At 67.7% G+C, this 17,389-nt stretch carries 18 protein-coding genes; 9 read left to right on the top strand and 9 right to left on the bottom strand.

Annotated elements, in window-relative coordinates; translation table 11 throughout:
• Nucleotides 1-37 precede the first annotated feature (37 nt).
• Nucleotides 38-670: a PadR family transcriptional regulator gene (locus NI1_RS28155; RefSeq protein ID WP_067827639.1), complete on the bottom strand. Its 633-nt coding sequence runs from the start codon at nucleotides 668-670 to the stop codon at nucleotides 38-40.
• A 37-nt stretch (nucleotides 671-707) separates the two neighbouring features.
• On the bottom strand, nucleotides 708-1,541 hold the full coding sequence (locus tag NI1_RS28160) for an IclR family transcriptional regulator (protein ID WP_369690156.1): 834 nt from the start codon (nucleotides 1,539-1,541) through the stop codon (nucleotides 708-710).
• A gap of 233 nt (nucleotides 1,542-1,774) precedes the next feature.
• On the opposite strand from NI1_RS28160, the gene NI1_RS28165 reads away from it, so the two are divergent.
• The 7 genes from NI1_RS28165 (at nucleotide 1,775) to NI1_RS28195 (ending at nucleotide 8,367) form a co-directional block, all read left to right on the top strand.
• On the top strand, nucleotides 1,775-2,278 hold the full coding sequence (locus NI1_RS28165; protein ID WP_245663439.1) for a flavin reductase family protein: 504 nt from the start codon (nucleotides 1,775-1,777) through the stop codon (nucleotides 2,276-2,278).
• 85 nt (nucleotides 2,279-2,363) lie between these two features.
• Entirely contained in the window at nucleotides 2,364-3,506 is a 1,143-nt protein-coding gene (locus NI1_RS28170) for a 3-ketosteroid-9-alpha-monooxygenase, oxygenase component (RefSeq protein WP_067826525.1), read from the top strand.
• Nucleotides 3,507-3,568: 62 nt separating this feature from the next.
• Entirely contained in the window at nucleotides 3,569-3,769 is a 201-nt protein-coding gene (locus NI1_RS28175) for a hypothetical protein (protein WP_245663440.1), read from the top strand.
• 236 nt (nucleotides 3,770-4,005) lie between these two features.
• Nucleotides 4,006-5,088, top strand: a complete 1,083-nt coding sequence (locus tag NI1_RS28180) for a ferredoxin--NADP reductase (protein WP_067826530.1) — start codon at nucleotides 4,006-4,008, stop codon at nucleotides 5,086-5,088.
• A 21-nt stretch (nucleotides 5,089-5,109) separates the two neighbouring features.
• Entirely contained in the window at nucleotides 5,110-5,988 is an 879-nt protein-coding gene (locus tag NI1_RS28185) for a VOC family protein (RefSeq protein WP_067826533.1), read from the top strand.
• Between the two features lie 122 nt (nucleotides 5,989-6,110).
• Entirely contained in the window at nucleotides 6,111-7,334 is a 1,224-nt protein-coding gene (locus NI1_RS28190; RefSeq protein WP_245663441.1) for an LLM class flavin-dependent oxidoreductase, read from the top strand.
• Nucleotide 7,335: 1 nt separating this feature from the next.
• The gene (locus NI1_RS28195) at nucleotides 7,336-8,367 is read left to right on the top strand and encodes a zinc-binding dehydrogenase (RefSeq protein WP_067826538.1); all 1,032 of its coding nucleotides are present in this window, start codon (nucleotides 7,336-7,338) and stop codon (nucleotides 8,365-8,367) included.
• A gap of 149 nt (nucleotides 8,368-8,516) precedes the next feature.
• Here the strand turns inward: NI1_RS28195 and NI1_RS28200 are convergent, their stop codons facing one another.
• On the bottom strand, nucleotides 8,517-10,205 hold the full coding sequence (locus NI1_RS28200; RefSeq protein ID WP_067826541.1) for a nitroreductase family deazaflavin-dependent oxidoreductase: 1,689 nt from the start codon (nucleotides 10,203-10,205) through the stop codon (nucleotides 8,517-8,519).
• 118 nt (nucleotides 10,206-10,323) lie between these two features.
• On the opposite strand from NI1_RS28200, the gene NI1_RS28205 reads away from it, so the two are divergent.
• The gene (locus NI1_RS28205; RefSeq protein WP_067826544.1) at nucleotides 10,324-10,905 is read left to right on the top strand and encodes a TetR/AcrR family transcriptional regulator; all 582 of its coding nucleotides are present in this window, start codon (nucleotides 10,324-10,326) and stop codon (nucleotides 10,903-10,905) included.
• 1 nt (nucleotide 10,906) lies between these two features.
• Here NI1_RS28205 and NI1_RS28210 read toward each other — a convergent pair whose 3' ends face one another.
• From NI1_RS28210 to NI1_RS28235, 6 genes are all read right to left on the bottom strand, one after another.
• Nucleotides 10,907-11,653: a short-chain dehydrogenase/reductase gene (locus tag NI1_RS28210; RefSeq protein ID WP_067826546.1), complete on the bottom strand. Its 747-nt coding sequence runs from the start codon at nucleotides 11,651-11,653 to the stop codon at nucleotides 10,907-10,909.
• A 24-nt stretch (nucleotides 11,654-11,677) separates the two neighbouring features.
• Entirely contained in the window at nucleotides 11,678-12,541 is an 864-nt protein-coding gene (locus NI1_RS28215) for an SDR family oxidoreductase (RefSeq protein WP_067826549.1), read from the bottom strand.
• A 128-nt stretch (nucleotides 12,542-12,669) separates the two neighbouring features.
• A complete protein-coding gene (locus NI1_RS28220; RefSeq protein ID WP_067826553.1) occupies nucleotides 12,670-13,200 on the bottom strand; it encodes a PadR family transcriptional regulator in 531 nt (176 codons plus the stop codon).
• A 46-nt stretch (nucleotides 13,201-13,246) separates the two neighbouring features.
• Nucleotides 13,247-14,110 carry a ribokinase gene (locus NI1_RS28225; RefSeq protein ID WP_067826556.1) on the bottom strand — a complete coding sequence of 288 codons (864 nt, stop codon included), beginning with the start codon at nucleotides 14,108-14,110 and terminating at the stop codon, nucleotides 13,247-13,249.
• 17 nt (nucleotides 14,111-14,127) lie between these two features.
• Nucleotides 14,128-14,460, bottom strand: coding sequence for a GNAT family N-acetyltransferase (locus NI1_RS28230; protein ID WP_067826559.1), 333 nt, complete (start codon nucleotides 14,458-14,460; stop codon nucleotides 14,128-14,130).
• Nucleotides 14,457-15,980, bottom strand: a complete 1,524-nt coding sequence (locus NI1_RS28235) for an MFS transporter (protein ID WP_067826562.1) — start codon at nucleotides 15,978-15,980, stop codon at nucleotides 14,457-14,459. The genes NI1_RS28230 and NI1_RS28235 overlap by 4 nt, the downstream gene beginning before the upstream one ends.
• 83 nt (nucleotides 15,981-16,063) lie before the next feature.
• On the opposite strand from NI1_RS28235, the gene NI1_RS28240 reads away from it, so the two are divergent.
• A complete protein-coding gene (locus NI1_RS28240; RefSeq protein WP_067826564.1) occupies nucleotides 16,064-17,332 on the top strand; it encodes a glutamate-5-semialdehyde dehydrogenase in 1,269 nt (422 codons plus the stop codon).
• The last annotated feature ends 57 nt before the right edge of the window (nucleotides 17,333-17,389 follow it).

Raw genomic sequence — 17,389 nt, forward strand, 5'->3', positions numbered from 1 at the left:
GTCACAACCACGTTTAGCCGCCTATGACCATGTCCGTTCAGTGGGAATCTTCCGAATTCTGCTTGCCAACGGCTTTTCGGCGGCTACGCTTCCTGGCCAGCCTTTCCATATCGGCGAGCAAGTCCTCGGCGAATTCCTTTTCCGCCTCGTAGTGCTTTACGCACCACTTCAATACCGCGCTCGGATACGCCCAGTCCGGGTTGGCCTCGGCGCCGTCGGCGTCGGCCTGCGCGCGGCGGCGCATCTTCTCGGTGTAATCGATGTGCTGGGTGAGGATCTCGCGCATGCGCTCGGGTTCGGCCAGATGCCCCAGCCAGGCCCGCAGCATCACACTGTGTTTCAGCACCGGCGCCTCCACCGGTGAATGATTCACCCAGTGCGCGGCGGCGTCCCGGCCGCTCTCGGTAATGGCGTACATGCGTTTGCCGCGCATGCCGTCCTCGGAGACCACGGTCCGCGAAATGGCGAAACCGTGCTTCTCCAACCGCTTGAGTTCGGCGTAGATCTGGCTGAACGACGGGCTCCAATAGAAGAACTGCAAACTCCAGTCGGCCCACTTCTTCAGGTCGTAGCCGGAGAGTTCCTCTGCGTGCGAGAGCATTCCGAGAACGGCCCAGGCCGTGGTGGGCAGCTCCGGAATCGCGTCGGATTCAGCGACACCATCGGTCATCATCGAACTGTATCGCCCCCGCAAATTCCCGCTCTCCTCAACGCCAGTGCGCACGACGCGGGAACAGGGTGCGGCCGGCCTCGTGCGCGACCTCGAGCACGACCCGCGCGAGGCGGTCGTAGCTCATGCCGTCGGCGCGACCCGAGAGCGACAGCGCGGCCGGTGCGGTGCCGCGACCACGCAATGGCGCGGCGACACAGGCGATTCCGACGACGGCCTCTTCACGGTCGATGGCAACGCCCTGGCGCATGCGGATCTGCTGCAATTCACGGGCCAGGGCTTCCGGCTCGCAAATGGTGCGCGGGGTGAGCCGCGGCAGCCGCACGCGCAGCGCGGCCTCGGCGATATTGGGCTCCAGACAGGCGAGCATGGCCTTGCCGACACCCGTTGCGTGCGCGGGCATCCGGCCACCCAGGCGGGTCGGCAGGCTGGCGGCGAAACGGCCGCCGGCCTTGTCCAGGTAGACCACGTCGCGGCCGTCGAGCACCGCCAGGTGGCCGACCATGCCGGTGCGCTGGCTCAGCTCGTGCAGCAGCGGGCTCACGGCATCGCGAATCTCGTTGTGGTCGGCGGTGAGTCCGCCGAGCTCGAGGGCGCGCATGCCCAGGCGGTAACCGCCCGAGGTGTGGGCCAGCCAGCGCAGCTTGATCATCTGGTCCAGGATCCGGTGCACGGTGGAGCGCGGCAGCCCGGTGCGCTCGACCAGACCGAGCAGCGTGAGGGTGGGGGTCGAGGCGTCGAAAGCGTCCAGGATCAAGGTCATTCGCTCGATCATCGAGACGGGGACCTCGGCGCCGGCGCGAGAGTCTTTGGCGCGCATAGGGGTGTGGGTCTTACGGGTCTCCGCCGAAGGCAGTAGAGCGACGGACATATGTACCTCCGATGGTTCATATCCAGTCTAGGAGTATTCCGACTAGGCATGTGACGAAGCCGGACCTTGTGCTACCCATCACAGTGCCCTGGCCCACACCCGGAGAAATCGGGAGAACTACGTAGGTTCTACGGATCCATGTCTCGGTCACCGAACCCGGATATTGACGCCTCCCGGCCGCGACCTGCTGTCATGACTGACAGCTATATTTCGGATCGAAATAAGGAGGCCCCGTGGAACCGGTGCTGACCCAAGCCCCGGCGATCGACGAGACCGCTTTCAAAACCGTCCTCGCGCGCTTCGCGTCGGGCGTCACCGTGATCACCGCCATCGACGAGGGCGAACCCATCGGCTTCGCCTGCCAGTCCTTCGCCTCGCTCTCCATCGACCCGCCGCTGGTGAGCTTCTTCCCGGCGCGGACCTCGACCACCTGGCCGCGCATGCGAGAGGTCGGCAAGTTCTGCGTGAACATTCTGGCCGATCATCAGAACGAGATCTGCCGCCAGCTCGGCCGGCCGGGCCCGGACAAGTTCGCCGGCGTCGAATGGACTCCGTCGCAGAACGGGTCTCCGCTGCTCACAGGTGCCATGGCCTCCATCGACTGCTACCTCTACGACGAGGTCGACGGTGGTGACCACACCATCGTGATCGCCCGGGTGAGCGGTTTGAACGAGCACTCCGAGGCCGCCCCGCTGCTGTTCTATCGCGCGGCCTTCGGGCGTCTCGCACACCAGTAGCTACCTCCCGGCCAGTGGGACAGCCATTGTCGTCGGCGTCACATCGGCCGCAACCATCGAAGCAAGGCAAGGGAGAGGAATTCACATGACCACCACGGAGAGCGAAGTGCGTGTCATCGACGCGGGCGCCCCGCCCACCCGATTCGCGCGCGGCTGGCACTGCCTGGGCCTGGCCGACTCCTTCCGTGACGGAAAACCCCACGCCATCAAGGCCTTCGGGACCGAGATCGTGGTCTTCGCGGCAGCGGACGGGCAGCTCAATGTGCTGAACGCCTACTGCCCGCACATGGGTGGAAACCTGGCCGACGGCACCGTCAAGGGCGATTCGCTGGCCTGCCCGTTCCACGATTGGCGCTGGAACGGCAAGGGCAAGTGCACCGGCATTCCCTACGCGCGGCGCGTTCCCCCGCTGGCCCGCACCAAGGCGTGGCCGACCATGGAGGAGAACAAGCAGCTGTTCGTCTGGCACGACCCGGAGAACAAGCAGCCGCCGGCCGAGCTCGCCATCCCGCGCGTGGATGCCGCCTTCGACGACCAGTGGACCGACTGGACCTGGAACTCCATGATCGTCGATGCCAACTGCCGCGAGGTCGTCGACAACGTGGTGGACATGGCGCACTTCTTCTACGTGCACTACGGCTTCCCGACCTTCTTCAAGAACGTCTTCGAGGGCCACACCGCCAGCCAGTTCATGACCTCCGTCTCGCGCGAGGACATGATGGGCGAGACCGCGAAAGCGCTGGGCGGCAAGAACGTGCTGCAATCCGAGGCGTCCTACTACGGCCCCTCCTACATGATCGATTACCTGAAGAGCGAGAGCGCGAACGGTCTCGTCGTCGAGGGCTACCTGATCAACTGCCACTATCCGATCAACGAGAACCAGTTCGTGCTCATGTACGGCGCGATCGCCAAGAAGCCCGAGGGCGTCTCGCCCGAACAGGCGCGGGAGATCGCCGAGAAGTTCGTGGGCGGCCTGGGCAAGGGCTTCGAGCAGGACGCGGCCATCTGGAAGCGCAAGTCGCGCATCAACAACCCGCTCCTCTGCGAAGAGGACGGCCCCGTCTACCAGCTGCGCCGCTGGTACGAGCAGTTCTACACCGACGTCGCCGAGGTCAAGGAAGAAATGACCGACCGCTTCGAATACGAGGTGGACACCACCCGCGCCGTCACCGCCTGGGAGGCCGAGGTCGCCGAGAACCTCGCCAAGCGCGCCGAAGCGAACCCCTGAAACGCCTGAGAGGCATTGCGATGGACAAGGTTTCATGCCGCTCGTGCGGAACGTGTGTGCTGGTGGAGAAGTTCAGCGACCAGCACACCAGCGTGCAGTGGAACGCCGCCGCACGAGCGGCATGCACTGAACTGTCCGGCCGCGCGGGCGCCCACACCTGCCACGCCCTGCGCGACAGCATCGATGCGGCAGTGGCAGCGGGCAAGGTGAGCGTCAGCACCCGCGACGTGGATGTCCGCACCCGCGGGCGAACCCTCGCCTAGCCGCGGGGCGTAGGGCTCCGGCTCCGACGAACCGAGGCCCTGCCTGCCGCGGGGCGTAGGGCTCCGGCTCCGACGAACCGAGGCCCTGTCTGCCGCGGGGCGTAGGGGTCGGGGTCCGGCTCCGACGAACCGAGGCCCCGCCCGCAGGGCTAAGGGGGTTTGGGGGCTTAGCCCCCACCCCCTCTACCCCGGCCCGAAGGGCCGAAAGACTTTGAGCTACAGGACTGGTGGAACGGATGACGGTCATAGATATCGAGCCCGATACGGCGGAACTCGCCGCCGCAGGCGTCGCGATCATGCGCATCGTGCGTGTGGTCCGTGAGACCGACGACGCGGTCTCCATCGAGTTGACCCCCGAAGCGGCGCACGCGGATCGGTTCGGCTACAAGCCCGGTCAGTTCCTGACCCTGCGCATCCCCAGCGATCTGACCGGCTCGGTCAGCCGGTGTTATTCGCTCTCGAGCGCACCCCACGAAGGCGGTCCGCTCAAGGTCACGGTCAAGCGCACGGTAGACGGTTACGGCTCGAACTGGTTGTGCGACAACGCCGCCGAGGGCTTGATCATGCAGGTCTTGCCGCCCTCGGGCATTTTCGTGCCGGGTTCGCTCGATACCGATCTGCTGCTGTTCGCGGGCGGCAGTGGCATCACGCCGGTGCTGTCCATCCTGAAGTCGGTGCTCGCGCAGGGCTCTGGGCATTGCACTCTGATTTACGCCAATCAGCACGAGAACTCGGTCATCTTCGCGGCCGAACTCGCGGAATTGGCTGCCGCACACCCTGATCGGCTGCTGGTCCTGCACTGGCTCCAGTCGGTTCAGGGGCTGCCCAGTGTGGAACAGCTGGCCGCGCTGGCACGCCCGTGGGCGGGCCGGGAGGTTTTCGTCTGCGGTCCCGGCCCGTTCATGGACGCCGTCGGCAATGCCATGACGGCGCTCGGCGCGGATCGCAAGCGCGTGCATATGGAGAAGTTCGTCTCGCTCTCGGGCAATCCATTCGAAATCGACACCAGCGCAGCCGATATCGAGGCCGCCGCAGCCGCGGGCGACAACGCCACGGTCCAGGTCGAGCTCGACGGCGAGAACCACGAGGTCACCTGGCCGCGACAGCAGACCCTGTTGGATGTGCTGCTGGCCAAGGGCCTCGATGCTCCCTACTCGTGCAAGGAAGGCGCGTGCAGCGCCTGCGTCTGCCGGGTCGTCTCCGGCGAGGTCACCATGCGCCGCAACGAAATTCTCGAGCAGGAGGACATCGCCGACGGCTATGTCCTCGCCTGCCAGGCCGTTCCGGTCACCGACGACGTCTCCGTCACCTATTCCTGAAATCTCCGAAGGGGTATCACCATGGCCGCGTTCGCTTCGCTCGGTTACGTCCGCACCCGCATCGCCGATGTGGACGCCTGGCGCAAGTTCGCCTTCGACACCATCGGATTCGCCGAAGGGTCGGGCCCGAACCCCGATTCGATCTATCTGCGGGTGGACGAGCACACCTACCGCCTGGAATTGGTGCCCGGCGAACGCGACGAAGTGATCGCGGTGGGCTGGCAGGTCGCCGATCGCCACTCCCTGGAATTGGTGCGCGAGACCCTGGAGAAGGCGGGCGTCGCGGTCGCCACCCTGTCGGTCGCCGAAGCGGTGAACCGGCACGTCGAGGAGGCCATCAGCTTCGTCGACCCGTCCGGCTTCACCATCGAGGTCTTCCACGGTCCGCTGCTGGATCACACGCCGGTCGTCGGCAAGTTCGGAAACCGTTTCGTCACCGGCGATCTCGGTCTCGGGCACGTGGTGCTGCCTGTGCGCGATATCGAGGAAGCCCGCCGGTTCTACACCGAGGTACTGGGTTTCGCTTCGCGCGGCTCGTTCCGCGTGGGCCCGCCGGAGCATCCCATCTGGATTCGCTTCATGGGCGTGAACCCGCGCCATCACAGCCTGGCGCTGATCCCGGGCAGCCGTCCGGACGGCCCCGGCATCGTCCACATCATGGTCGAAGTGGACGCGCTCGACGATGTCGGCCGCGCCCTGGATCGCGTGAACAAGGCGGGCTACCACCTGTCCTCCACGCTGGGCCGGCACACCAACGACAAGATGATCTCCTTCTACGTCCGTACCCCCGGCGGCTGGGACCTCGAATTCGGTTGCGAGGGAATGCTGGTCGGCGCGGACTACGTGGCGGAGGAAATGACAGCCGATAGCTACTGGGGCCACGAGTGGGCTAGAGGCTGACAGAACCGGCCCGCTGTCATAACGCGACGACAGCGGGCCGCGTCACGCCGCCACTCAGAGCCGATGGGGCGGCGCGGCAGCTCGGAGCACAACTGAATAAACCCGCAAAGGAGCGAACCAAGTTGAATCAGCCCGACCCCAGTTCCCACGTGGCCGCCGGACCGACCCGTTTCGGTTTCTTCATCGCCCCGTACCACCCGCTCACCGGCAACCCCACCTTGCAGATCCAGCGCGATCTGCGCTTGGTGGAGCTCGCCGATGAACTCGGCTATGCCGAAGCCTGGGTGGGCGAACACCACTCCGCCGGTATGGAGATCATCGCCGCGCCCGAGGTGTTCCTGGCCGCCGCGGCCGAGCGCACCCGGCAGATCCGCCTGGGCACCGGCGTCAATTCCCTGCCCTACCACCAGCCCATGATGCTGGCCGACCGACTGTGCCTGCTCGACCATCTCACCAAGGGCCGCGTCATGATGGGCATCGGCCCCGGCCAGCTGGCCTCCGACGCCTCCATGATGGGCGTTCCGCAACCGCGCCAGCGCGACATGATGCACGAGTCCATGGATGTGCTCGCGCAACTGCTGCGCGGCGACGTGGTGAGCGCCAAGACCGATTGGTTCGAGCTCAACGAAGCCCGGCTGCAACTGCTGCCGTATCAGCAAGACGGCCTGGAAATGGCTGTGGCCTCGACTATTTCGCCCTCGGGCGCGGTGCTGGCCGGTCGCCACGGTGCGGGGCTGCTGTCCCTCGCCGCCTCGGACCCCAGCGGCTACGACGCCCTGCTGCCGAACTGGAAGATCTACGAGAAGACCATGGGCGACAACGGTTTCACCGTCGATCGCGCCAAGTGGCGGCTGGTCGCGCCCATGCACATCGCCGAGACCCGCGAGCAGGCCCGCCGCGAAGCCGAATGGGGCGTCGGGCATCTCGTCGACTACATCAAGCGCCTCTCCGGCATGGAAGTGCCGTGGGGCGACACCGCCGCCGAAGCCGTCGAGCAGTGGACCGGTCCCGGCTTCCCGGCCTTCGGCCGCGCCACCATCGGCACCCCCGACGATGCCATCGCCGCCATCGAGGCATTGGCGCAGCAGTCCGGCGGCTTCGGTACCTTCCTGGTGCTGGCGCTGAACATCGCCGACTGGGACGCCACCCAGCGCTCCATGAAACTCTTCGCCGAGCACGTGATCCCGCACTTCACCGGTGCGAACCGCAATCGCGTCGCCTCGCTCGACTGGGCCAATGCCAACAGTGAACGGCTGATGTCGGGCATGCGCGCCGGCGTGGAAGCCGCCTTCGAGCGCCACGCCGCCGCCCTCCAGGCCGCCTTCGCCCCCGAGGAAGGAAACTGACATGCGCGCGGTAGTCATGCGCGACCGGAAGCTGGTCGTGGACGAGGTCCCCGAACCGGTCCCCGGCCCCGGCCAGGTCCTGGTCGAAACCATCGCCTGCGGTGTCTGCGGCTCCGACAAACAGGCCCTGGATTACACCGACGAGTTCCTCCAGGCCTCCCGCGACAGCGGCATCCCCACCTTCATGTTCGATCCCCACCGCGACCTGGTGATGGGCCACGAACTCGCCGCCCGCGTCATCGGCGCCGGCCCCGACACCCCCTTCACCGAGGGCCAGAACGTCGTAGCCCTGCCCTGGGCACTGGACGCGGCCGGCGGCATCCACGGCGTCGGCTACTCCAACGACTTCCCCGGCGGTTACGGGGAACGAATGGTGTTGCAGGCCATGGCCCTCGAACCCATCCCCGAACACGTACCCCCGCACGTAGCCGCCATGACCGAACCCCTCGCAGTCGGCTTCGGCAATGTGGCGCGCACCGGCATCGGCCCCGAGGGCACCGGCATCGTAATCGGTTGCGGTCCAGTCGGATTGGGCGCCGTAGCGGCGCTGGCCGAACGCGGCGTCGCCCCCATCGTCGCCTCCGACCCCTCCAAAATGCGCCGCGAAGCCGCCCTCCGCCTAGGCGCCCACCGCGTCGTCGACCCGAACACCGAAGACCCGGTGGAGGTTTGGCAAGAACTGGCCTCCCCAGGCCAGAAACTCCACGTCTGGGTCTGCGCCTCCGTCCCCGGCCTCCTCAACGACCTCATGTACAAGGTCCCCCGAGAAACCGCGATCCTCCAGATCGGCGCCGTCATGACCGACGACGTCATCCGCCCGATCGTAGGCATCTACAAGGACATCTCCCTCCAGATGTGCATGGTCTACCCCCACGAGGAGTACGCAAAAACCCTGCACCGCATAGCCGACGGCACAGTGGACGCGGCCTCCCTGATCACCGACGAGGTCGGCCTCGACGGCGTAGCCGGAGCCATCGAATCCCTACGAAACCCCGAAGACCACATCCAAATCCTCGTCCGCCCCCACCTCTAGCACCCCCAAAAAAACAGACCCAACGGTCAGTGGGACTTGGTTGCGGCGACACGCCGTCAAACCCCGCAACCATTTCCCACTGACCGAACGGTCTCCTATGCAGCTGGGGGCCACAGTCGGGGGCGGCAGGCGAAGCTACCACGGTTCGTTCAAGCGAAGGTGATTCGCACGGTGACGGGGGTCGTCTCCAAGGCCGCGAACATCCCGCGGGCCAAGGGCGCCAGCAGCGGATGCGGGGCGAAGGTGCGGGAACGAGCCACCACATCGTCGTCGGGAAGGAACTCCGCGGTCCCGCTGCGCCAGGTATCACCCTGGCGGACACGGATACTCGGATTCGCGGTGAGGTTCAGCCCCCACCCCGATCGGGTGCCGTGCTGGCAGATCGCCCACGCGCCATCTCCATCGAAGAGCACGCTCACCGGAACCCGCCGCGGCAGCCCGGATTTGCGGCCGATGGTCTCGATCTCGGTGGCGAAGGCGGTGCGCACGCCGACCTTGTCCAGGCCGCGTACCAAGGGGTTCATCACGTAGCGGCCGACGGCCCGTTCGCGCTGGAACTTGCGGGCGGCCTTGTCCCGCTCCGCGCCCGACTGCCCGCGCTTGCTGCGGAAGGCATCGATTCCATGGTGGCGCAGCATGTTCGCGGCGGTCAGCCAGGGGGAGCGGTCCGGATCGGGATCGCCGCCCGCGCCCAGCAGGGCGAGCTGGTCGGTGTGCCATTGCAGGTCCAGGGCGCCCTCGACCGACTTCAGGTTCTTGTTGGCCGCCAGTCGCGGCGGCAGACCCAGGGTGACCAGCGGCGGGCGCAGCTCGTCGGTGCGTCCGCTCAGCAGATCGGCCGCGGCGGCGGGGAATACGGCTGTCGGACGGCCGAGGCCGACCACATCGCAGGTACCGCCGGTGACAGCCTCGGTCATGCCGGTGCGCGACCGGAATCCGCCGGTGACCGCGATCGGCACCGCGCCCGCCGCCTGCCGGGCCGTCTCCGCGTAGTCCAGGAAGTACGCCTCCCGCTGCCGGGTCCGCTCCGACACCTGGGCCCGGTTCAACATCGCCGGGGATTCGTAACTGCCGCCGCTGATTTCGATGAGATCCACCTGCTCGGCGGAGAGCTTCTCGATCACCACGCGCGATTCGTCCTCGGTGAATCCGCCGCGCTGGAAGTCCGCCGAGTTCAGCTTGATGCCCACGCCGAAGTCCGGGCTCACCGACGCCCGGATGCTGCGCGCCACCTCGATCACGAACCGCCGCCGCCGTTCCGCGTCGCCGCCCCACGCATCGGTGCGCTGGTTGGAGAGCGGAGACAGGAACTGCGACACCAGATATCCGTGCGCGCCATGGATCTGCACGCCGTCGAACCCGGCCGCCTCCGCGATCCGCGCCGACGTACCGAACCGCCGGATGATGTCGAGGATCTCGTCCTCGGTGAGCGCCCGCGGCGCGGGCCAGCCCGGAATGCCCACCCCGATGGCCGACGGCCCGACCGCCCGGTTCCGCGTCACCATCGGATTGGCCTGCCGCCCCGGGTGGTTCAGCTGCACCCAGACCTTGCTCCCGCCCTCCTTGGCGATCTTCGCCCAGCGGGTCAGCGCATCCAGATGCCGTTCGTCCTCGATGGCCACATTGCCCGGTTCCCCGCAGTGCCGCCGGTCGACCATCACATTGCCGGTGACGATCAAGCCGTACCCGCCGCTGCTCCAGCGCGCGTACAGTCGCTGCAAGCGCTCGTCCGGCGCCATGTCGGCATTGCCGAGGCCCTCGCTGAGCGCGGATTTCATCAGTCGGTTGGGCAGGACCTGACCGCTGGCCAGGGGCAGGGGATCGTGCAGGGTCGGCATCTGGGCCCCGGTTTCCTCGTCGATGGGTTGGGCGGCGGGCTACACTTCAAAGGTAGACCAATCGGTATATCGAAAACGGTAGTACACCGATCGGTATACGACAAGGAGGAGAGACTTCATGGGAGCCCGGGACCGCCTCATCGACAGCGCCATCGCACTCATGCGCTGCCAGGGCATCGCCGGGACGGGTATCGCGCAATTGCTCGAGCACAGCGGCATCTCCCGGCGCTCGGTGTACCTGAACTTCCCCGGCGGTAAATCCGAACTGGTCGCCGAGGCCACCCGCACCGCCGGGCAGGCATCGAGCGCGCTCATGCGGGCCGTCACCGGCACCACCGATATCGCCAGCGCCATCGCCGCCTTCCCCGGTATGTGGCGTGAGGTGCTGGTGTCGAGCGACTTCACCGCCGGCTGCCCGATCGTCGCCGCCGCGCTCGGCCGCTCCGAATCCCCCGAGGCCGCGGATGTGGCCGGGGAGACCTTCGGCGAATGGGAAGACATCCTCAGCGAGCGCCTCGAAGCCGAGGATGTCGCACCGGAAACCGCGCGCTCGCTGGCCACCACCATCGTGGCCGCCGTGGAGGGCGCGGTCGTCATGTCCCTGGCGTCCCGCTCGATCGCGCCCCTGGAACGTGCGGGCAAACAGATGGCCGACCTCGTCGCCCTGCACACGGGGACGAAGCCGACCGCTGTCGCCTGATTCAGGAGGCGCTCAGGCCGCCGTCGATGGTGAGTATGGTGCCTGAGGTGTAAGCCGACCGCTCGGAGGCGAGAAATGCTGTGGCATCGGCGATTTCGCGTGGACTGGCCGGTCGGCCGAACGGGAATTCGGCCGCCATGGCCCGGAACCGCTCATTGGTGTCGATGAGCTGGCTGATGCGTGCGGTAGCCACCGGCCCGGGATTGATGCCCACCACCCGAATGCCGTCCCGCCAGCTCTGACTGCCCAGCGCTTCGGTGAAGGCCATGAGTGCGGCGTTACCCGCGCTGCCCGCAATGTAATTCGGGTCCGGGCGCTGCCCGGCCGCCCCGATATCGTTGACGATGACGCCGGCCCCGCGCTCCTTCATCGCCGCGTAGATCAGCCGGGTCAGGTTGATATAGCCGAAAACCTTGAGATCCCAGGCATGCCGCCAGGCCGGATCGTCGATGGTCTCGATCGACCCGCCCGGGATATCCCCGGCATTGTTGACCAGGATGTCGGGTGCGCCGACCACCTCGGCCAGCCGCCGCAGCTCGTCGTCGCGCCGCAGATCCGTTGGGTGCGTGTGAATGTCGACGCCGTGCGCGGCGCGCAGCCGGCCCGCCAGCTCGTCCAGTCGTTCCTTGCTGCGGGCCGCCAGATGCAGGTGGCAGCCCTCGGCCGCGAACACCTCCGCGATGGCCGCGCCGATGCCCGCCGACGCGCCGGTGATGAGCGCGGTACGGCCGGTGAGTCCGAGATCCATGATGCGATTGTCCTTCGAGGGAGATCAGTGAGCGAGGGCCGGTTCGATCCCGGACAGGCCGAGTGCGCCGATGAGCAGGCGATCGCGCAGCCGAGCCGGGATGCGGGCGAGCCAAACCGCCTGCCGCGCATCGGGTCCGGCGGTGTAGTACGCCTTCGGGCGGCGCGCCTCCACGGCCTTCCGGATGACGGTCACGACCTTCTCGACGGGCGAGAAACGCTGCCCGGCGACCGCTTTCTCGAAGGCGATGCGCTGCTGTTCGTACAGCGCGACGGAGCGCGGATCGCTGTGTGCCAGTGCGGCTTCGGCGGCGGCGTTGGCCTTGTCGAAGATGGTGGTCCGCATCGCGCCCGGCTGAATCACCGAGACCGGGATCCGCCACGGTGCGAGCTCGACCCGGAGCGCGTCCGAAATCGATTCCAGCGCAGCCTTGCTCGCGGCGATCGGTCCGAGGAAGGGCAGCGCCACCCGGGCGCTGGCCGCGCTGATGTTCACGATCCGCCCGCCGCCTTCGCGCAGTGCGGGCAGGAATGCCTGCGTCACGCGCACCGCGCCGTGCACGTTCACCTCGAACTGCCGCTGCCATTCCTGCGGCGGAACCAGTTCGGCGGGGCCCTGAATCAGTACTCCGGCATTGTTGATCAGCGCGTACAGGCCCGCGCCGTCCTGGCGTTTCACCACTTCCGTGGCGGCCGTGGCGACACTGTCCGGATCGGTGACGTCGAGGGGGATCTGGGTGATGCCGGTGGCATCCAGTGCGGGCGTGGCCGCACGGACTCCGGCGTAGACGTGAAAACCCTTGTCGGCCAGGGCTTGTGCGCAAGCGGTGCCGATACCGCCGGATGCGCCGGTGAGCAGGATCGCGCGTGGGGGAGTGGCTGTGGTCATGGAAACCTCGGATCGAGTAGGTGCCATTACGCATACCCGGGTACATGAATCAGGGTACATGTCCCTTGGGACATGTCAAGGTGAGCGTGAGCCCGAACCGGTCGCGAAACCCCATGGAAACCAGCCTTTTACGGCTTCCCCTCGACTTCGTCGCGCGCCCATTCGGCCCACTCCGCCAGGGCCTCGTACAACCGGATCCCGGCTTCGATCGCGATCCGCTTGGACTTGTTGTGCGGTTCGGCGCCGAAATCACCGCGATCCTTGGCATCGGCCAGCTCGCGGTACATGGCCGCGGTATCGCTGAAGAACTTCGCCTCGCGCTCGAGATGCTCGTCCAGCGCCGAAGGTTCCATCAACCAGAAGAAGAACGAGCGCAACAGCGGTTCCAGCCGCAGCGTGTGATCCACCTCGTCCTCGCCCAGCCAGCGCCGCACCTCCGCCAGCCCGGCCGCGGTGATCCGATACGACTTGCGCCCGCGCGCCCCTTCGCTCTCCAGCTCGATCAGCTCCGCGTCCAGCAGTCGCGCCAGCTCGGAGTAGATCTTGGGGTGCCGCGCCGGCCACACCGGCCCCAGTGCCTCCTGGAAACGCTGAGCCAGGTCGTAGCCGCTGGCCGGGCCTTCGGCGAGCAAACCAAGCAGACCGTGCCGCAGCGACATGTCGGAACCTTTCCTCGAACCCGGACCCCATCATCACACCCGGCGTTCAGGCGATTCCGGCGAGTGCGGCCCGGATCTCCTCCCCGGTCGGAATGGCGGCGCTGGCCCCGAGTTTGGTGGTGGCCAGCGCACCCGCCGTGCAAGCCCAGGCCAGCGCGGTATCCGGGCCCTCGTGCCAGTGGGCGGCGAGCGCGCCGGTGAAGGTGTCGCCCGCGCCGGTGGTGTCGACTACCTCCACCGGCAGGCCGAGCTGAGTCAGGATGCGCCCGTCCGGATCCCGGTACGCCGCACCCGCCGAACCGAGCGTGGTGATCACATGCGGGACGGGGGCCAGGGCCGCGCCGAAGCGGGCCGCCTCACCCTCGTTGACCACGGCCACATCGACATCCGCCCACATCTCGGCCGGAAGTTCGCGCACCGGTGAGGGATTCAGCATGACCACGGTGCCGCTCGCGCGCGCATGTGCGGCGGCGGCGCGGACGGTGCGCACCGGAATCTCCAACTGGCACATGAGCACATCGGCCGCGGCGATGGCCGCCAGATCGGCGTCGTCGAGTTCGGTCAGCCGGGCATTGGCTCCGCCCACCACGATGATGGTGTTCTCACCGGAGCCGTCGACCACGATGGTGGCCACCCCGCTCGGGCCCTCGACGGTGCGCAACCGCGAAACACCCACGCCCGCATCGGATAACACGCCGCGCAGCCCGTCGGCGAACACATCGGTGCCCACCGCGCCCACGAAATCCACCTCGGCGCCGGCGCGCCGCGCCGCTATCGCCTGATTGGATCCCTTGCCGCCGGGCACCAGCGCGAAGCCCTCCCCGGCCACCGTCTCGCCGGGCCCCGGGCGCACCGCCACGGTCGTCACCAGATCCATATTGATACTGCCCACCACCACGATTCGCGCCATGGCCGCATGCTCTCCGATCAGTTCAGGGCGGCCTCGACCGTGGCGATGGACTCCGGGGTCACCTTGTCGAGAATGTCGTCGAACTCGTGATTCTTCTCCACGAACGCCTTCACGAACGGGCAGACCGGCACGATGCGCTTGCCCTGCGCGCGGGTGTCGTCGAGGGCGGCGCGAATCAGCTTGCTCGCCAGCCCCTGTCCGGCGAAGCCGTCGTCGATCTCGGTGTGGAAGAAGATGCGTTGCGCGCCGCTGTCCACATAGTCGGTCTGCCCGGCGAGGGTGCCGTCCACGGTGATCTCGTAGCGGTTCGGCAGCTTCTCGGTGTGCTGGGTGACGATCGGTTCGGTCATGACTGCTCACTTCCTGTATTCGGTCGATGCGCTGCGGCGGTGGCCGGTTCCAGCGGCGGCGCGCCGACCGGGCAGTTCACCTTGCACTGCGGCGTCGCCTCCGGCGGTGCGGTGGCCAGCGTGTCGTTGCGGACGGTGACGAAGGCCAGCGCGGCGGCGGCCACCATCAGTACTACACAGGACAGCAGCGCCATGCGAAAGCCGTGCTCGAAGCGCGACGGATCGTTGTAGGCGTCGCCGGTCAGCCCGGCCAGCGGCGGAATCGCCGCCACGGCGAGCAGACCCGCCGCGCGCGCCACCGCATTGTTGACGCCGCTGGCCACGCCCGCGTGCCGCTCGGGTGCGGAGGCGAGCACGGTCGCGGTCAGCGGGGCCACCGCCAGCGACAGCCCCAGGCCGAAAACCACTGCGGCGGGCAGGACGTCGCGCACATAGGAGGCATCGGCGCCGATGCGGGCCATCAGCAGCATGCCCGCGGCGCTGAGCAGCACGCCGACGGTGATGGGCAGCCGCGGGCCGATGCGCTGGGCCAGCTGTCCGGCGCGGGCGGAGAACAGCAGCATGAGCAGCGTCACCGGGAGCAGTGCCGTGCCCGCCGCGATCGGGCTGAAGCCGGAGACCAATTGCAGGGTCAGAACCAGCAGGAAGAACACCACGCTCATCGCCCCGTACATGACGAAGGTGACGGCGTTGATCGAGCTGAATTGTTTGGAGGCGAACACATCCACCGGCACCATGGCCGAGGGGCCGTCGGTCGCGGTGGTGCGCCGGCGTTCCACCGTCACGAAGGCGATCGCGCACGCCACACCCGCCACCGCGCTGCCCACGACCAGTGGCGTGTTCGCGCCCCGCTCGGGAGCTTCGGTGAGCGCGTAGGTGATTCCGGCCAGGCACAGCGCCGCCAGCACCGCGCCCAGCACATCGAATTTGCCGTGTGCTTCCTCGTCGAAGGTCTCGGGCACATGCCGGATCGTCACCAGGATGACCACCGCGGCCAGCGGGAGGTTGAGCAGGAACACCCAGCGCCAGCCCGCCACATCCACCAGATAGCCGCCCAGGAACGGGCCGATCGCGCCCGCCACGCCACCCAATCCGGACCACGCGCCCACCGCCCGCGCCCGATCCCGCGGCGCGAACGAAGCCTGGATGATGGCCAGCGAGCCCGGCGTCAGCAGCGCACCGCCGACGCCTTGGAGCGCCCGCGCCGCGATCAGCATCGAAATGTCCTGCGCCACCCCGCACAACGCGGAGGCCAGCGCGAACCACACCACGCCGATCAGGAATATCTTGCGCCGCCCGTAACGGTCGCCGAGCGATCCGCCCAGCAGGATGAACCCCGCGAGGGTCAGCGTGTAGGCATTGACGGTCCATTGCAGACCCGCCATGGACGCCCCGAAATCCTCGGCGATGCGCGGCAGGGCCACATTCACCACGGTGGCGTCCAGCATGGCCATACCCGAACCGAGTACGGTCGCCAGCAGAACCCAACGCCCGGAACCGGACGACACCCGGACAGTCATGCGCCTCACGGTAGACCGACCGGGACAATTCGACAGGGCATCCACGCCGTCGGCGGGTTATGACCGGTCAGTAGGCTGTACCCATGACTGCTTCACCAGCCGCCGAACTGGACAACGTCCGCGAGACGGTGCACGAGGCGGCGCGCCGGGCCCGGGTGGCGTCGCGCACGCTCGCCCAGCTCACCACCGCGCAGAAGGATCAGGCGCTGCACGCCGCCGCCGACGCGCTGCTCGGGGCCAAGGACGCGCTGCTCGCCGCCAATGCCGAGGACATCTTGATCGCCAGCTCGGGCGGGACCGCCGACGCGCAATTGGATCGGCTGCGGCTGACCGAATCGCGCATCGAGGGGATCGCCTCGGGGCTGCGGCAGGTGGCCGGGCTGCCGGATCCGGTGGGCGATGTGGTGCGCGGCAAGACGCTGCCGAACGGCCTCGAGATCCGCCAGGTGCGGGTGCCGCTGGGCGTGGTCGGCATGGTGTACGAGGCGCGGCCGAACGTCACCGTGGATGCCTTCGGGCTGGCGCTCAAGTCGGGTAACGCGGCGCTGCTGCGCGGGTCGTCCTCGGCGGCGCACTCCAATGCGGCGCTGGTCGAGGTGCTGCGGGAAGCTCTTGCGGCGCAGGATATCCCGGCCGACGCGGTGCAGTTGCTGCCCGCCGAGGATCGCTCCAGCGTCACCCATCTGATCCAGGCGCGCGGGCTCGTGGACGTGGTGATTCCGCGCGGCGGGGCCGGGCTGATCAATGCCGTGGTGCGCGATGCGACGGTGCCGACCATCGAGACCGGGACCGGCAACTGCCACGTGTACGTGCACAGCGCCGCCGACCTGGACATGGCGGAATCGATTCTGCTGAACGCCAAGACGCGGCGGCCGAGCGTGTGCAATACCGCCGAGACCGTGCTGATCGATGCCGCCGTCGCGGATGTCGCGGTGCCGCGCCTGATCAAGGCCCTGGAGGGCGCGTCGGTCACCATCCACGGCGATCTGCCGGGTCTGGTGCCCGCCACCGAGACCGATTGGGCCGACGAATATCTGTCTCTCGACATCGCGTTGAAGGTCGTCGATGATCTGGATGCGGCCGTCGAGCACATCAATCACTGGGGCACCGGGCACACCGAGGCCATCGTGACGGGTGATCTGAAGGCCGCCCGGGAATTCACCAATCGGGTGGATGCCGCCGCGGTCATGGTCAACGCCTCCACCGCGTTCACCGACGGTGAGCAGTTCGGCTTCGGCGCGGAGATCGGCATCTCCACCCAGAAGCTGCACGCGCGCGGGCCCATGGGCCTGCCGGAACTGACCTCCACCAAGTGGATCGTGTGGGGCGACGGGCAGATCCGTCCGGTGTAAACCGGCCGGGACCAGTAAAGATGGGGTCTCGGGGGCCGACAACCCCCGAACCCCCGA

The sequence above is a fragment of the Nocardia inohanensis NBRC 100128 genome (assembly GCF_001612945.1).
In the GTDB taxonomy this organism is placed as follows: Bacteria; Actinomycetota; Actinomycetes; order Mycobacteriales; family Mycobacteriaceae; genus Nocardia; species Nocardia inohanensis.

Coding starts and splice junctions, on each gene's coding strand:
- NI1_RS28185 (WP_067826533.1), top strand. CDS start 5,110: ATGGCCGCGTTCGCTTCGCTCGGTTACGTCCGCACCCGCATCGCCGAT.
- NI1_RS28225 (WP_067826556.1), bottom strand. CDS start 14,110: ATGGCGCGAATCGTGGTGGTGGGCAGTATCAATATGGATCTGGTGACG.
- NI1_RS28195 (WP_067826538.1), top strand. CDS start 7,336: ATGCGCGCGGTAGTCATGCGCGACCGGAAGCTGGTCGTGGACGAGGTC.
- NI1_RS28170 (WP_067826525.1), top strand. CDS start 2,364: ATGACCACCACGGAGAGCGAAGTGCGTGTCATCGACGCGGGCGCCCCG.
- NI1_RS28230 (WP_067826559.1), bottom strand. CDS start 14,460: ATGACCGAACCGATCGTCACCCAGCACACCGAGAAGCTGCCGAACCGC.
- NI1_RS28160 (WP_369690156.1), bottom strand. CDS start 1,541: ATGTCCGTCGCTCTACTGCCTTCGGCGGAGACCCGTAAGACCCACACC.
- NI1_RS28210 (WP_067826546.1), bottom strand. CDS start 11,653: ATGGATCTCGGACTCACCGGCCGTACCGCGCTCATCACCGGCGCGTCG.
- NI1_RS28215 (WP_067826549.1), bottom strand. CDS start 12,541: ATGACCACAGCCACTCCCCCACGCGCGATCCTGCTCACCGGCGCATCC.
- NI1_RS28240 (WP_067826564.1), top strand. CDS start 16,064: ATGACTGCTTCACCAGCCGCCGAACTGGACAACGTCCGCGAGACGGTG.
- NI1_RS28180 (WP_067826530.1), top strand. CDS start 4,006: ATGACGGTCATAGATATCGAGCCCGATACGGCGGAACTCGCCGCCGCA.
- NI1_RS28200 (WP_067826541.1), bottom strand. CDS start 10,205: ATGCCGACCCTGCACGATCCCCTGCCCCTGGCCAGCGGTCAGGTCCTG.
- NI1_RS28235 (WP_067826562.1), bottom strand. CDS start 15,980: ATGACTGTCCGGGTGTCGTCCGGTTCCGGGCGTTGGGTTCTGCTGGCG.
- NI1_RS28220 (WP_067826553.1), bottom strand. CDS start 13,200: ATGTCGCTGCGGCACGGTCTGCTTGGTTTGCTCGCCGAAGGCCCGGCC.
- NI1_RS28155 (WP_067827639.1), bottom strand. CDS start 670: ATGACCGATGGTGTCGCTGAATCCGACGCGATTCCGGAGCTGCCCACC.
- NI1_RS28205 (WP_067826544.1), top strand. CDS start 10,324: ATGGGAGCCCGGGACCGCCTCATCGACAGCGCCATCGCACTCATGCGC.